13 protein-coding genes are annotated in these 14,641 nt (G+C 59.3%); 7 read left to right on the top strand and 6 right to left on the bottom strand.

Going from position 1 to position 14,641, the window contains the following annotated elements; all coding sequences use genetic code 11:
• Positions 1–30: 30 nt before the first annotated feature.
• Complete coding sequence (proP, locus tag ABV589_RS02535; protein ID WP_367084728.1) at positions 31–1,533, bottom strand: glycine betaine/L-proline transporter ProP; 1,503 nt, start codon at positions 1,531–1,533, stop codon at positions 31–33.
• Between the two features lie 239 nt (positions 1,534–1,772).
• Here proP and ABV589_RS02530 point away from each other — a divergent pair, with 239 nt between their 5' ends.
• Entirely contained in the window at positions 1,773–3,977 is a 2,205-nt protein-coding gene (locus ABV589_RS02530) for an OsmC domain/YcaO domain-containing protein (RefSeq protein WP_367084727.1), read from the top strand.
• Positions 3,978–4,315: 338 nt separating this feature from the next.
• Here ABV589_RS02530 and ABV589_RS02525 read toward each other — a convergent pair whose 3' ends face one another.
• A complete protein-coding gene (locus ABV589_RS02525) occupies positions 4,316–4,597 on the bottom strand; it encodes a hypothetical protein (RefSeq protein WP_367084726.1) in 282 nt (93 codons plus the stop codon).
• A gap of 88 nt (positions 4,598–4,685) precedes the next feature.
• On the opposite strand from ABV589_RS02525, the gene ABV589_RS02520 reads away from it, so the two are divergent.
• Entirely contained in the window at positions 4,686–5,183 is a 498-nt protein-coding gene (locus tag ABV589_RS02520) for an ATP-binding protein (RefSeq protein ID WP_367084725.1), read from the top strand.
• Positions 5,184–5,257: 74 nt separating this feature from the next.
• Here the strand turns inward: ABV589_RS02520 and ABV589_RS02515 are convergent, their stop codons facing one another.
• On the bottom strand, positions 5,258–6,166 hold the full coding sequence (locus ABV589_RS02515; RefSeq protein WP_007969033.1) for a LysR family transcriptional regulator: 909 nt from the start codon (positions 6,164–6,166) through the stop codon (positions 5,258–5,260).
• Between the two features lie 177 nt (positions 6,167–6,343).
• Between ABV589_RS02515 and ABV589_RS02510 the strand changes: the two genes are divergently transcribed.
• Together ABV589_RS02510 and ABV589_RS02505 are read left to right on the top strand one after the other, a co-directional pair.
• Positions 6,344–6,781, top strand: coding sequence for a DoxX family protein (locus tag ABV589_RS02510; protein ID WP_123588109.1), 438 nt, complete (start codon positions 6,344–6,346; stop codon positions 6,779–6,781).
• Between the two features lie 36 nt (positions 6,782–6,817).
• The gene (locus ABV589_RS02505) at positions 6,818–7,741 is read left to right on the top strand and encodes an NADP-dependent oxidoreductase (protein ID WP_367084724.1); all 924 of its coding nucleotides are present in this window, start codon (positions 6,818–6,820) and stop codon (positions 7,739–7,741) included.
• A gap of 121 nt (positions 7,742–7,862) precedes the next feature.
• Here the strand turns inward: ABV589_RS02505 and ABV589_RS02500 are convergent, their stop codons facing one another.
• Together ABV589_RS02500 and ABV589_RS02495 are read right to left on the bottom strand one after the other, a co-directional pair.
• The gene (locus ABV589_RS02500) at positions 7,863–8,384 is read right to left on the bottom strand and encodes an ATP-binding protein (protein ID WP_367084723.1); all 522 of its coding nucleotides are present in this window, start codon (positions 8,382–8,384) and stop codon (positions 7,863–7,865) included.
• Positions 8,385–8,441: 57 nt separating this feature from the next.
• Complete coding sequence (locus tag ABV589_RS02495) at positions 8,442–8,918, bottom strand: hypothetical protein (protein WP_367084722.1); 477 nt, start codon at positions 8,916–8,918, stop codon at positions 8,442–8,444.
• 376 nt (positions 8,919–9,294) lie between these two features.
• On the opposite strand from ABV589_RS02495, the gene ABV589_RS02490 reads away from it, so the two are divergent.
• Positions 9,295–11,214, top strand: a complete 1,920-nt coding sequence (locus ABV589_RS02490) for a tyrosine-protein phosphatase (RefSeq protein ID WP_367084721.1) — start codon at positions 9,295–9,297, stop codon at positions 11,212–11,214.
• 717 nt (positions 11,215–11,931) lie between these two features.
• Here the strand turns inward: ABV589_RS02490 and ABV589_RS02485 are convergent.
• Positions 11,932–12,903, bottom strand: coding sequence for an AraC family transcriptional regulator (locus tag ABV589_RS02485; RefSeq protein ID WP_367086246.1), 972 nt, complete (start codon positions 12,901–12,903; stop codon positions 11,932–11,934).
• A 542-nt stretch (positions 12,904–13,445) separates the two neighbouring features.
• Between ABV589_RS02485 and ABV589_RS02480 the strand changes: the two genes are divergently transcribed.
• Positions 13,446–13,916, top strand: coding sequence for a hypothetical protein (locus ABV589_RS02480; protein WP_367084720.1), 471 nt, complete (start codon positions 13,446–13,448; stop codon positions 13,914–13,916).
• Positions 13,917–13,957: 41 nt separating this feature from the next.
• Complete coding sequence (locus ABV589_RS02475) at positions 13,958–14,638, top strand: hypothetical protein (protein WP_007969042.1); 681 nt, start codon at positions 13,958–13,960, stop codon at positions 14,636–14,638.
• Positions 14,639–14,641: the final 3 nt, after the last annotated feature.

The following is a 14,641-nucleotide window of genomic DNA, read 5'->3' as shown; positions in this document are numbered from 1 at the left end:
GCCCCGGGCAGGGCCGCCGTCAGTCTTACATCAGTTGATGCGCGGATGCTGCTGCACCAACTCCTTGCGCTTGGCTTCCAGCTCGGCAATTTCGGCGTCGATGTCTTCGATTTTCTGCTCGATGTTGTCGTGGTGCTCTTTGAGCAGCTCCTTGGCTTCTTCCAGGTCCGACGCCGCCGGTGCGGCACCGCGCAGCGGTTTGTTGGCGGTCTCTTTCATGGTCACGCCGGTGATCAGGCCGACCACGGCTATCACCATCAGGTAGTAGGCCGGCATGTACAGGTTATTGGTGCTTTCTACCAGCCAGGCCACGGCGGTCGGGGTCAGGCCGGCGATCAGCACCGAGACGTTGAACGCCGCGGCCAGTGCACTGTAGCGGATGTGCGTGGGGAACATCGCCGGCAGGGTCGAAGCCATGACGCCGATGAAGAAGTTGAGCAACACCGCGAGGATCAGCAGGCCGGAGAAGATCAGGCCGATCTTGCCGCTGTTGATCAGCATGAACGCCGGAATCGCCAGCAGAAACAGACCGATGCTGCCGACCACAATGAAGGGCTTGCGGCCGATCTTGTCGCTGATAAAACCAATCGCCGGTTGCACAAACAGCATGCCGACCATGATCGCGATGATGATCAGCACGCCACGGTTTTCGCTGTAGTGCAGGTTGTGCGACAGATAGCTCGGCATGTAGGTCAACAGCATGTAATAGGTGACGTTGGTCACCGCCACCACACCGATACAGGTCATCAGGCTGCGCCAGTGTTTGGTCGCGACTTCCTTGAACGAGACTTTCGGGCCGCCGGCCAGACCTTCGCGATCGCCTTCTTCGAGCTTCTCGACATGCTGTTGAAACGCCGGGGTTTCTTCCAGCGCATGGCGCAGATAAAGGCCGATCATGCCCAGCGGCAGGGCGAGGAAGAACGGCAGGCGCCAGCCCCATTCGAGGAATTTCTCTTCGCCGATGATCGCCGAGATCAGCACCACCACACCAGCGCCGAGGACGAAGCCGGCAATCGAGCCGAAGTCCAGCCAACTGCCGAGGAATCCGCGCTTGCGATCGGGCGCGTATTCGGCGACGAAGATCGAGGCGCCGGTGTACTCACCGCCGACCGAGAAACCCTGGGCCATTTTCGCCAGCAACAACAGGATCGGCGCCCAGATGCCGATCGACTCGTAGGACGGTATCAGGCCGATGGCGAAGGTACTCAGCGACATGATCACGATGGTCGCGGCCAGCACTTTCTGTCGCCCGTACTTGTCGCCCAGTGCACCGAAGAACAGTCCGCCCAAGGGACGGATCAGGAACGGCACCGAGAAGGTCGCCAGGGCAGCAATCATTTGCACGCCAGGATCGGCGCCGGGGAAGAAGATCTTGCCCAGTGCATAGGCGACGAAGCCGTACACCCCGAAGTCGAACCATTCCATGGCGTTGCCCAGTGCGGCGGCGGTGATCGCCTTGCGCATCTTGGCATCGTCGACAATCGTGATGTCTTTCAATCCGATGGGATTGACCTTGTTTTTCCTTGATTTCATGCGGGTCACTCATAGCTGAACGGATTCGATGCCATTGTTTTGCTGGCATGGCTTCTTTCCGTCAGATACAAGAAGACACGAAAAAATTCACTGCTCAGGGCATTTTTGTAGTTTGCCCATGCAGATGCACCGCGCAAGCAGCGGCTCCCACCCAGCGGCGATTACGCAAAAGCACAAGACGTCAGGCTGAAAACCCGGATAATGGCCGCCAATTCGTTTCTGCTCTCTGGTAAACCCGCATGGAAATCAAGGTCAACTTTCTCGACAACCTTCGACTTGAAGCCAAGTTCGACGACTTCACGGTGATCGCCGATCAGCCCATTCGCTACAAGGGCGATGGCTCGGCACCGGGGCCGTTCGACTACTTCCTGGCGTCGTCGGCCTTGTGCGCGGCTTACTTCGTGAAGCTGTACTGCGAAACGCGCAATATCCCGACCGAGAATATTCGCCTGTCGCAGAACAACATCGTCGACCCGGAAAACCGTTACAACCAGATCTTCAAGATCCAGGTCGAACTGCCGGCGGACATTTCCGAGAAAGATCGTCTGGGTATCCTGCGTTCGATCGATCGCTGCACGGTGAAGAAGGTCGTGCAGACCGGTCCCGAGTTTGTGATCGAGGAAGTCGAGAACCTCGACGCCGATGCGCAAGCGCTGCTGATGCCGCATTCGACCTCTGAAGCGGGAACATACATCGCGGGTAAGGATCTGCCGCTGGAGCAGACCATCGCCAACATGTCGGGGATCCTCGCCGATCTGGGGATGAAGATCGAAATCGCTTCGTGGCGCAACATCGTGCCTAACGTCTGGTCGTTGCACATCCGCGATGCACACTCGCCAATGTGCTTCACCAACGGCAAGGGCGCGACCAAAGAGGGCGCGCTGGCCTCGGCACTCGGCGAGTTCATCGAGCGCTTGAATTGCAACTTCTTCTACAACGACCAGTTCTGGGGCGAGGACATCGCCACCGCCGAGTTCGTGCATTACCCGAATGAGCGCTGGTTCAAACCGGGCCCGAAAGACGAGCTGCCCGCAGAGATTCTCGACCAGTACTGCCTGGACATTTACAACCGCGACGGCGAGCTCAAAGGTTCGCACCTGTTCGACACCAACTCCGGCAACACCCAGCGTGGCATCTGCTCGCTGCCGTTCGTGCGCCAGTCGGATGGCGAGGTGGTGTACTTCCCGTCGAACCTGATCGAAAACCTGTTCCTGAGCAACGGCATGAGCGCCGGCAACACCTTGGCCGAAGCCCAGGTGCAGTGCCTGTCGGAGATCTTCGAGCGCGCGGTCAAACGCGAAATCCTCGAAGGCGAAATGGCCTTGCCCGATGTGCCGCAGGAAGTACTGGAGAAGTACCCGAGCATTCTCGCCGGGATCAAAGGGCTGGAAGAGCAGGGCTTCCCGGTGCTGGTCAAGGACGCGTCGCTGGGTGGTGAATTCCCGGTGATGTGCGTGACCCTGATGAACCCGCGCACCGGCGGCGTGTTCGCCTCGTTCGGCGCGCACCCGAGCCTGGAAGTGGCGCTGGAACGCAGCCTGACCGAACTGCTGCAAGGCCGCAGTTTCGAAGGCTTGAACGATCTGCCGCAGCCGACTTTCTCGGGCCAGGCAGTGACCGAACCGAACAACTTCGTCGAGCACTTCATCGACTCCAGCGGTGTGGTGTCGTGGCGCTTCTTCAGTGCCAAGTCTGATTTTGAATTCGTCGAATGGGACTTCTCCGGGCAGGGCGAAAACTCCAACACCGAAGAAGCCGCAACGCTGTTCGGCATCCTCGAAGACATGGGCAAAGAAGCCTACATGGCGGTCTACGACGACCTCGGCGCCAACGCCTGCCGGATTCTGGTGCCGGACTACTCGGAAATCTATCCGGTGGACGACCTGATCTGGGACAACACCAACAAGGCCCTGCAATTCCGCGCCGACATCCTCAACCTGCACAGCCTGAGCAAGGTCGGCCTGCGCAACCTCGCTCAAGGCCTGGAAAACAGCGAGCTGGATGATTACACCGACATCACCACGCTGATCGGCATCGAGTTCGACGACAACACGCCGTGGGGCAAACTGACCATTCTGGAACTGCGCCTGCTGATCTACCTCGCCCTGCAGAAATTCGAACAGGCCAAGGATCTGGTCGAAGCCTTCCTGCAATACAACGACAACACCGTCGAGCGCGGCTTGTTCTATCAGGCGGTAAACGTGTGCCTGGAAATGGAGCTGGATGAGGATCTGGAGCTGGCCGATTACGAGGCCAACTTCCGCCGCATGTTCGGTGACGAGCGCATGGACGCGGCGATCGGCTCGGTCAACGGCAGTGTGCGTTTCTACGGTCTGACACCGACCAGCATGAAACTCGAAGGGCTGGATCGTCACCTGCGTCTGATCGACAGCTACAAGAAGCTGCACGCGGCGCGCGCCAATGCGGCGGGTTTGAATCGCTGATTGGTAAGCCTGTAGTGAGGGGATTCATCCCCGATGGCGTGCAAAGCGAGCCCGGCTTCTTCAACCAATAGAGAAGCGGGCCTGCTACGCAGTCCATCGGGGATGAATCCCCTGGCCACAAATAAGTATTCTGGTGACACAACCTCATGTGGAAGCAAGCCGGCTCGCGAAGAGCGCGTGTCAGTCGCCATCGTCCTGGCTGACAGATCGCATTCGCCAGCAGGCTGGCTCCCACACTGGATCTCTGGCCGCCGCCAATCCTGGGTCCACCCAACAACCCTGTGGGAGCTGGCTTGCCAGCGATTGGGCCGTGTCAGCCAACATCACTTTCGGCGCTCTCAGCGCTTGCACTGCGCCTGCACCACCTGACAGGTGTTCGGCGTGCCTCCGGAGCGGCTCGCATAACGCATGCAGTTATTCATCGACTTCTTGCGCGCCATGCTCAAGGTGTCCCCCCAAGCCAAGCCACCTTCGCCGGAACTGGGCACGGCTTTGGCGTAGCAGTTCGAGCCGTTGGTGGCGTAGCGCTTGCTTGAACAGCCGGCCGTCAGCGCCATGGCGGTGGCGAGCAGGGTCAGTAGCACCCAGGACGAGCATTGGCGTGCGGTGATTGTGGTCATCTGGGTTCCTCGTTGGGTCATGCGCCTCGATTGCCTCGCTGACAGGCGTTGGGCATTATCCAGCAATCGACATAAGGAAGCGTCCCCAATGCGTGCACCCACACTACACCTGATGTGCGGCAAGATCGCCTCGGGCAAATCGACACTGGCCCAATCACTGGCTGAGGAGCACCGCGCGCTGGTGCTCAGTGAGGATCAGTGGCTGTCGCGGCTGTATCCGGAACAGATCAAATCCGTGGCGGATTACGTTCGATGTGCGCGGCAGATTCGCGGGGTGCTGGGGCCGTTGGTGATTGATGTGCTCGCGGCCGGGGTGAGTGTGGTGCTGGATTTTCCGGCCAATACCGTGGCGGATCGGCAGTGGCTGCGAGGGCTGGCAGATAGCGCGCGAGTGCCGCACTGCCTGCACTATCTCGAAGTGGATGACGACACCTGCCGCGTCTGGCTGCATGCACGCAACGCGCTGGCGGAGCATGAGTTCGCGGCGTCGGATGCGGAGTTTGATTTGATCACGCGCCACTTTCAGGCGCCGGACGTGGGCGAGGGGCTGGAGATTGTCATGCACCGCAATCGGCAACAGGGCTAGTTCCCACAATGATCTCAGTCTGCCAACCTGCTGCATGACCCTGTAGGAGTGAGCCTGCTCGCGATGGGGCCATGTCAGGCACCCCGCACACTCTGCTGCACAAACCGCTCGATCAACCACCGCGCCGCCGGTCCCGGTGGCAGGTCGGTGCGGTAGATGACGTCGAACGGGTAGATGCCGCTTTGGTACTCCGGCAGGTTCAGCTGTACCAGTCGGCCGGACTGCAAATCTTCCTCGACCATCGGCAACGGCATGTTCCCCCAGCCAATCCCTTCGCGCAGCAGCATGTGTTTGGCACCCAGATCCGCCAGGCGCCAGGTGCGGTTGCTGAGGACGGCGAAGTCGCGATCCTTGGTCAGTTGCGAGCGGTCGGACAACACCAGTTGCGTCAGTTCACGTCCGGCGCCCGGTGTGTTCGCTTCACCCGAAGCCAACGGATGATTCGGTGCCGCCACCGGAATCAACTCGACATTGCCGGCACCGATACGCTCGATCGCATCGATGCCTTCGTTCATTGGCCCACTGACGCCAATGATCGCGCCACGATTGATCACCCGCTCAGTCACCGCCCCCAGCGCCTCCATGTGCAAATGCAGAGCGACGGTGGGAAATGCCTCGCGAAACGACTTCAACGCATCCACCACCCGCTGCGGCGGCAGCATCACGTCCAGCACCACATGCACCTCGGCTTCCAGCCCCTGCAACAGGCCTTTGACCTTGGCGCGCAAGCCATGCACGCCGTTGGCGATGGTGCGCGCCTCGGCCAGTACGGTGCGGCCGGCCTCGGTGAGTTGTGGTTTGCGCGTGGTCTGGCGATCGAACAGCGTTACCCCCAGCTGCAATTCCAGGTTGGCCATCGAATAGCTGATCACCGACGTTGCGCGGTGCAGCTTCCTCGCAGCAGCGGCGAAACTGCCCAATTCCACCACCGTCAGAAACACCCGCAGTTGATCCAGCGTCGGCGTGCCCGGGTCAGAAATCATGGCTGTACCTCGTCATCATCAGCGAACTGGCATTGTCGCTGAGCTGCGTCAGCTTGTCTATTTTCTAGAACGTAATGATCGAAATTAGTCGGCTATTCAGATTAGCGGGCCAGGCGCACCATTTCCTCACTTGGACGATTCATCTCGGATCGCCGCACCTTTGAAGGAAATACCGTCATGACCACTACCGCAAACATTGCTCCAACCGCTACTGAACAAACCCGCAATGACGTCACCCAGGCCTCGGCCTCGTTGATCGGCCGCATTCTGCTCAGCGCGATTTTCATCCTCTCCGGTTTTTCCAAACTGGCGGCGCCGGCGATGATGATCGGCTACATCGGCTCGGTCGGTCTGCCGCTGCCGCAAGTGGCGCTGGCGCTGGCAATCATCGTAGAAATCGGTGGCGGCCTGGCACTGATCGCCGGCTACCGCACCCGAACCGTCGCCGCTGTGCTGGCCGTGTTCAGCGTGGTCACTGCGCTGGCGTTCCACAACGCCTTGGGCGATCAGAATCAGTTCATCCACTTCTTCAAGAACATCGCCATGGCCGGTGGCCTTCTGCAAGTGGTCGCGTTCGGCGCCGGTCGTTTCAGCCTTGACGCTCGTCGTCACTGATCACGCGCTACCCACTCCAATCGATCGAGGTCTCTCATGAAAGCCATCCGTGTGTACGAATACGGCAACCCCGAAGTGTTGCAACTGGAAGACATCGCCGACCGTGTGGCCGGCGAAGGTGAAGTGTTGATCGAGGTCGCCGGGGCAGGGGTCAACCCGATCGACTGGAAGGTGCTGTCCGGCGCGATGAAAGCGTTCATTCCGCTGCCACTGCCGTTCACCCCGGGCGTTGAAGTGTCCGGCAAAGTAATCGCCACTGGGCCCGGTGTGACCCAATTCAAGCTCGGTGATGAAGTGTTCGGCTTCATCAACATCGTCGGTGGCTATGCGAGCAAAGCCGTGGCCCCGGTGAGCAAACTGGCGCTGAAACCGCAATCCCTCAGCGCCTTGCAGGCTGGTGCCGTTCCGGCCACCGCGCTCACCGCGTGGCAAGCGTTGACCGAGCATGCTGGCGTGCAGCGGCGGCAGAAAGTGCTGATCCACGCCGCCGCCGGTGGCGTGGGCAGCATGGCGGTGCAGATTGCCAAGTACCTGGGCGCCGAGGTCATTGCCACCGCCTCGGCCAGCAACCACGCGTACCTCAAGCAGCTTGGTGCTGACTACGTCATCGACTACACCAGCCAGGCGTTCGAGGATGTGGTATCCGAGGTCGACGTAGTGCTCGATCTGGTCGGCGGCGACACCCAGAACCGTTCGTTCCGCGTGTTGAAACGCGGAGGCTTACTGATTTCGCCGGTCAGCGCGCCGAGCATCACGCTGGCCAATGACTACGGCGTAACCCCGATCAACTTCGCCACCCGCTCCGACGGTGCGCAGTTGTCGTTGATCGCCGAACTGTTCGATCGCGGCCACCTCACGGTCGACGTCGAAGTGTTCCCGCTGAGCGAGGCGCAACGTGCGCTCGAGAAAAGCCTGAGCCGCCGTGGTCACGGCCGGTTGGTCCTCGATCCTACGAAGTAGTTCGCCGCTCACGATTGCACCTTAGAGACCTGCTTGCTCTTCATCGGGCAAATACTGAAGTCGGGTCAAATGGTCGACCCGACCTCAGCACGCCATCAGCAAAATCGGCACTTTGCCCGCATCAGGGCAAAACGCTCGGGTGTTGATCAGTCAGTTGGCGCACGACGATCTCCACCGCCTGATCCACGCTGACATTCGCGGTGTCGAGACACAGAATCGGCTGCGTCCAGGCCTCATATTCGTGATTCACAACAGAAAACCAACTCGGTGGCGTCAGCCCCATGATGTCTGATTTTCGCTGCTCGACCCGACGACGATGCTCACGTCGATCCGAGCAAATCACTTCAATGTTGAGCAACGGCACACCCGAGCGAGCCGCGATGTCGGCCCACGCTTGCCGGCTTTCCTCGACGGGGTTCACGCAATCAACCACGACACTGTGGCCAGGGCGCAGGTTGTTCACAGCCAGTTCGTTGGCGACCCGGTAACCGCTGGTACCCACATCATCGGCCAGAACCCCGGTGTTGCGGATGGCTTGTTCGATCGTGTCGATCCGCAGACAGGTCGCATCCAGCCGGATCGCGAGTGATCTGGCGATCGTGGTCTTGCCGGTTCCCGGCAGGCCGCTGAAGACAATTAGCATTGGCAGTCCTTGTTCGCAGTGGCCCATGTCGCGTTCAGAAGTGGATGAAGAGCTGACTTACAACGCCCACATCCGAACCAGGGCAAATTGCAGATCCACAGGGACGCATGTCCGGCCATCCACCCACTCATCTTCGCGAAGACGGCGCCCGGTATTGGTTTCGCGCTCGCCTTTGGCGATGACCAGGACGAACAGGCGGGTAGGGCACTCGAAAGAGCGCAACCGATCAACATCGGCCCGCACCGACCAATCGCCCTCCAGGCACTTGGCCTGCGAGACATCGCCCAAGCATTTGATTTCGGCGACCATCCTCGGAGCACCGTTGTCGTCCAATGAGTACAGGTCTGCCTTGCGTCGGTCGCCTATCGGCAGATCCGTCCAGATCTCGGTCTCATCTTCGAACCAGGCTTGCAGACTGATCTGGGCTTGAATCCAATGCTCGCGGCAACTGTTGAGTTGCAGCACTTGCTCAAGATTCTTCTCCATGCCTTGAAAGGCGCGCTCGAACAAACCGAGCCATTGAGCGGTGTCCATTTCCGATTTCCTGTTTCAGTCCATTTGGGGGAGGGATTATGGACGGAATCGCCTTCAACCGAAAACTCCACATTCATCACCGGCAGACATCATTCCTGTGGCCAACACAAACAACTGTGGGAGCTGGCTTGCCAGCGATGGGGCCGTGTCAGTCTCCATCCTTCCCACTGATCCACCGCCATCGCTGGCAAGCCAGCTCCCACAGGGTTATCTGTTGCTCCCGGAATTTGCGAAACAAACTGATCCCTGACGGACAAAAAACGCAGTCCACGGCCCGATCGCGCAGCCATTTCCTTGCGCAGTCGTTCTGTCATATTTGGTATCAGTTGCTTGCAGATAGTAGCCAGCCCAAAGCTAATTCCAATGAGGCTGCACTGTGTTTCAACGTCTTGTGTGTTCGCTGTCCGTTCTGAGCCTGTCCATCGCCGCTGCCCACGCCGCCGAGCCTGTCGCGCTCGACACGCCGCGCCTGCAAAGTATCGACAACTTCCGTGATGTCGCCGGCCTCACCACCGCGTATTCCACGGCCCACGACGGCACCATGCGCGGCGGCGTGTTTTACCGCTCCAACGCGATCACGCCGTCGGCAGCGGATCTGGCGACCCTCAACAGCCTCGGCATCAAAGCCGTCTACGACCTGCGCACCCCGAGCGAAATCGCCGGCACACCCGACACGATGCTGAGCGGCGCGACATACCAGAACATCGACATCATCGGCAGCACCACCTCCGGCGCGAACATCACCACCGTGTCGTTCAAAAGCGCGGCCGACGCCATCGCCATGATGGAACAGACCAACCGTGCCTTCGTCAGCGATGCGGGGATGCGCGGCCAGTTCGGCAAGCTGTTCAACGAACTGGCCAGCACCGACGGTGCGCAACTGTTCCACTGCACCGCCGGCAAGGACCGTACCGGCTGGACCGCCGCCGTGCTGCAGAGCATCGCCGGGGTCGATAACGCGACCATCATGGCCAACTACCTGGCGACCAACGACTACACCGCCGCCCGCGTCGCCGCGACTCTTAAAGCAATGCCGGCAGGCATGGCCTCGGTCTACGCGCCGTTGCTCGGCGTGCAGGCAAGCTATCTGCAGGCCGGGCTCGATGAAGTCACCGCCGAATACGGCAGCATGGACAACTACCTCAAACAAGGCCTCGGCCTGTCGCAGGAAACCATCTACGTGCTGCGCGGCAAACTGGTCGAGTACAACAGCCTTCCGGGTCAGGCCGGATTGATCGGCAACGCTGCTGCCGGTGCCGAATTGCTCCGCGAGTTGCAGAACACCAGCCTGTCCGGCACCTACAGCGCCTACAACTATTACCTGCAATCGGCGATCGACGCCGGCACCCTCGGCGGTGTCGAATCCCAGGTCGGCGGCCAGGTTCACGCCGACGCCGCCAGTTACTTGTTGCGGCAGAACGCGTTGATCGAACAAGCCGCCGCACCGTACGCCAGCGGCTCCGATCTGAAAGTCGGCCATTACCGTTTGTGGACCACCGCGCTCGCCGGTTACCTCGGCACCGACGGCTCATCCCACGCCGAAAGCAGCAACGAACACAGCCAGGGCCTGATGATCGGCATCACCCAGCGCTTCTCCGAACAACTCAGCGCACGCGGCGGCTTCGGCTACAGCAAAGGCACCGTCGGCGGCGCGGGCGGCGAGGCCGATACAGATTTCACCTTCTTCAGCCTCGGCGCACGCTACGGCTTCACCAGCCTGGAACGCGGCCTGTTCATCGACGCCAACGCCAGCGCCGGCTACGTCGATTACGACAGCAAACGCGACCTCGGCGGCGGCCTCGGCACGGCCAAAGGCGACACCCACGGCAACCTCACCGGCGCCACCCTGGCGCTGGGTTACCGCGCACCGGTCAACGGCATGATCTTCGAACCGAGTCTCGGCGTGCGCGTCAGCCACCTCGACCTCAAAGGCTTCCAAGAGAAGGGCAGCGAACTGGCACTCGACGTCGACGACAATACCGCCACCCGCCGCAGCGCCGTCGCCAACCTCAACGTGGCCTTCGCCCCGGTAGCAATGGGCGCCTGGCAACTGGTGCCGAGTGTGCAAGTCGGCTACGAACGCACGTTGGGCAACAACGACGTCAACAGCAACGGCCACCTGCTGGGCCTCGACATCGAACAACGCGCCGCCTTCGACAACCGCGACCAGTTCAGCGGCGGCGTCAACCTGATGGCCAGCCTCGGCGCCGTCAGCATCGGCGCAGAATTCGGCGCCAGCGGCGGCGGTGACAGCCGCGGTTTCAGCGGCAGTCTCAAGGCCAGTTACGCGTTCTAAAGCAGGGATGACAGCGCAAGGTCAAGGATGACCAGAATGCAAAAAGTCCCACCAAACCCGTTGGAACGGCCAGATGCCAATCCTGAGTCCACTGCATATTCCTGTGGGAGCGGGCTTGCTCGCGAAGAGGCCATGTCAGTCAACATCACCTTGGCTGATCTACCGCATTCGCGAGCAAGCCCGCTCCCACATTCAGATCCCGGCCAGCCGCCAAACCTGAGTCCAGCACATCAGCCGTGTCACCGACCAGCGCCAGTCTTGAGTCCACCAACTAACCCTGTGGGAGCGGGCTTGCTCGCGAAGGCGCCATGTCAGCCACCATCAACTCGCCTGACCCACCGCATTCGCGAGCAAGCCCGCTCCCACATTCAGATCCCGGCCAGCCGCCAAACCTGAGTCCGCCACATAACCCCATGGCACCGACCAGCACCAGTCTTGAGTCCACCAACTAACCCTGTGGGAGCGGGCTTGCTCGCGAAGAGGCCATGTCAGTCACCATCACCTTGGCTGATCCACCGCATTCGCGAGCAAGCCCGCTCCCACATTCAGATCCCGGCCAGCCGCCAAACCTGAGTCCAGCACATCAGCCGTGTCACCGACCAGCCGCCAATCCTGAGTCCACCAACTAACCCTGTGGGAGCGAGCTTGCTCGCGAAGGCGCCATGTCAGCCAACATCATCATCAACTGACCCACCAGCATCCCCGCCGATAAACCAATCAACCCCGCCCCCTCAACTGCGCCGGACTCACCCCATACGCCTGCTGAAAATACTGACAAAACCGCCCGACATTACTGAAGCCAAAGCGCAACGCCACCTCCGTCACCGACGCCGAATGCCGCTGTCCCAGCGCCTCGAAAGCGCGCTCCAGCCGCACCTGACGCTGATACGCGACAATCGACATCCCGACAAACCGCCGAAACCCATCCTGCAATGCGCGCTGACTGACATTGCTCAACCGCGCCAGCTCCACGCCGCTCACCAGTTGCTCCGGATGCGCCTGAATAAACTCCATCGCCAACTTCACATGCCGCGGCGCCACCCTCGGCGCCGGCTGACGCAACGCCTCGGTAAAATTGTGCGGCCACGCCTCCAGCACCGCATCAATCAACATCTCGCGCAACCGCGACGGCATCAGCGTGCCGCTATTGAGCAACAGATCAAACTCCGTCCCTGTCGCCAGATCAATCAACGCCTTGATCCCGCCAAACGCCGCCGAGTGCAGATCCACCACCGGCTCAAACACAATCTTCTGCACAATCGGCCGCCCCAACAACGCCGCCAACCGCTCAGTCAACTGCCCCCGATTCACCGAAATTCCGTGCTGCGCATGATTGTCGAGAAACCGCATCGAACGGATATCCGCCTTATCAATCGCCAACCCCACCTGCGCCACGCCGACGGACTCGGTACGGTGGTTGAACACAATCTTGCCCGCCGTGGGAATCACGAACGTTATCTCGTCCTGCGGGTCGGGGAAGGTGACGGTGAAATCGCCGTGATAATGCATGCGCCGGAAACTGACGCCGTCGTGTCTGCCGTAGACGCCGCCGATGATGATGCTGGAAGGGATCGGTGGGGTGTCAGCGTAGCGATTGCCGAAGAACCGGGAGAAGAGGGCGCCGAAGTCATCGGAGTGGAGGTTTTCGGAGCGGAGAATGATTTTTTGGTGGGGTGGGGTTGGGGACACCTTGGGGGGCACCTTGAGTTGGGGGCTCTTGGGTGAGGAAATCAGGAAGACGGAGGGGAGGTTAGCAGGTTGGGGGTGACAGGTTTGTGACGGGAAATTGAGTCGCTGGAGTCCAGTCCGCTTTCCGGCATCAGTGGACATTATTGCTTCAGAGCGTGAAATGCCACCAGACGTAAGTTCCGATAACGAACGTCGTTGTTAGCTGTGATGAGATTCCTGTTGGTGCAACGGCTTCGTGCGTAAATGAGGCATTGCCGTTCTAATACCACACCTTACAGTTCAACGAGTCAGGAACACGCCTGAGTTGTACCACCCGCTATCGCACTGTTCATCCTGCTGCACTGCTGAGCTTGTACTGACTAGTTACTTGTCGGGTGCGCAGAAATTCCCGATCTTTGTGCGAATGACGCCCGAGGCTATTGGTTATAACGAAAATACAGGCTGGCAGCTGAAAATGATTTAAGTCGCGCCGTTGACAGTCATGAATGAACTAAGTGATATTTCAATTGCTTTCAAACCCAGGAAATGGAGACAACGGAAAAATGTCATTCAATTATCAGGAAGTCCCTAGCGTACTTATTCAGGATCCGCTGGCGGGGCATGCTTATGTCATCAGCAGTGATGAACTCAAAGAGTTTGAACTTACACCGGCCAGCCTGAAAAGCATAAATGACGGAGTTGTGACGTTTGTCGTTCCTGATGACGAGTTCATCGAAACGACGCCAGCATTCAACGCCAGCGGTAGTAAAACTCCTAGTGTTATTGTTCAGGTACTTTCTGTAAACAAGTCCTTTCTGCTCAGCTATGAGCAACTTCAGTTATTCCGGGTGCAGCAGCCAAACGATTACGGTGGTTACGGTATTTCCTTCGTCATTCCTTCCGGCAACGAATTCCTCGAAGACCTTTCACCTGTTCAACAGGCGATGTTGCAGAGCGGAGAGGTCTGCGACGCGGGTACGTCCAGTCGCAAGATCTGCTCGCTGCCGGCACAGAGCGAGCAGTACGCTCACTAGTCAATCGGGCCCGGCGCGTTGTGCCCGGGCCATTCAGCAGAATGGATGCCCGCAGCAATGGAACGGTTTTCCCTTTCAAAAAAAAACTTGCCCTGAATCCGTCAGATGATATTCGCTATTTAGTCATTGATGATTTTCTCGAAGATGAAGTCTGCAAGGCACTGCACGCAGAGCTTTTGGCAAATCAGATGTGGCGTCAGAAAAATCCGTTATCAAAGCATCTGCACAACGCTCGTCCTAAAAGCGACCTGATTATCTCTTTGGTTAACGGAATAACTGCGCAAATAAGACAGGATGCGCTTGAAGATGTCGAACTTATAGATTATTGGGCGCTGTTATATTCGCTCAATACCGACGGCAATGTACACGCCGACTTTGGCCAGCTCACACTGACGTATTGGTTGACGCCGGAACATTACAATCTTGATCCGGTAACGGGCGGGCTTTTGTTATATGACGTGCGGCGCGACCCTGGACAGGGTGCCAATATATATTTGGCGGCGGGAAAGGAGTCCGAAGACTATGTTAATACACGTACGCGAAGAAAAGTGGTTATTCCCTATCGATGCAATCGGGCTGTGCTGTTTGATTCCAGTCACTATCATAAAACCCATTCGCCGAACTTCGATAACTCTCGCCCTGAGGGTATGAGAATGAATTTGACGTTGGCCTATGCCAGCGCCGCACATGTTGAACGACAGTTCAAACTCATCGAAGGCTGATTC

It is taken from the genome of Pseudomonas sp. HOU2, assembly GCF_040729435.1.
Classification (GTDB): Bacteria; Pseudomonadota; Gammaproteobacteria; order Pseudomonadales; family Pseudomonadaceae; genus Aquipseudomonas.
Note: the sequence above shows the minus strand (reverse complement) of the source record. Positions and strands in the feature narration are given on the sequence as shown.

What these genes read in the sequence shown, in the direction of transcription:
- ABV589_RS02505 (WP_367084724.1), top strand. Translation starts at nt 6,818, where the DNA reads ATGAAAGCCATCCGTGTGTACGAATACGGCAACCCCGAAGTGTTGCAA.
- ABV589_RS02475 (WP_007969042.1), top strand. Translation starts at nt 13,958, where the DNA reads ATGGATGCCCGCAGCAATGGAACGGTTTTCCCTTTCAAAAAAAAACTT.
- proP (WP_367084728.1), bottom strand. Translation starts at nt 1,533, where the DNA reads ATGAAATCAAGGAAAAACAAGGTCAATCCCATCGGATTGAAAGACATC.
- ABV589_RS02530 (WP_367084727.1), top strand. Translation starts at nt 1,773, where the DNA reads ATGGAAATCAAGGTCAACTTTCTCGACAACCTTCGACTTGAAGCCAAG.
- ABV589_RS02500 (WP_367084723.1), bottom strand. Translation starts at nt 8,384, where the DNA reads ATGCTAATTGTCTTCAGCGGCCTGCCGGGAACCGGCAAGACCACGATC.
- ABV589_RS02515 (WP_007969033.1), bottom strand. Translation starts at nt 6,166, where the DNA reads ATGATTTCTGACCCGGGCACGCCGACGCTGGATCAACTGCGGGTGTTT.
- ABV589_RS02510 (WP_123588109.1), top strand. Translation starts at nt 6,344, where the DNA reads ATGACCACTACCGCAAACATTGCTCCAACCGCTACTGAACAAACCCGC.
- ABV589_RS02525 (WP_367084726.1), bottom strand. Translation starts at nt 4,597, where the DNA reads ATGACCACAATCACCGCACGCCAATGCTCGTCCTGGGTGCTACTGACC.
- ABV589_RS02520 (WP_367084725.1), top strand. Translation starts at nt 4,686, where the DNA reads ATGCGTGCACCCACACTACACCTGATGTGCGGCAAGATCGCCTCGGGC.
- ABV589_RS02495 (WP_367084722.1), bottom strand. Translation starts at nt 8,918, where the DNA reads ATGGACACCGCTCAATGGCTCGGTTTGTTCGAGCGCGCCTTTCAAGGC.
- ABV589_RS02480 (WP_367084720.1), top strand. Translation starts at nt 13,446, where the DNA reads ATGTCATTCAATTATCAGGAAGTCCCTAGCGTACTTATTCAGGATCCG.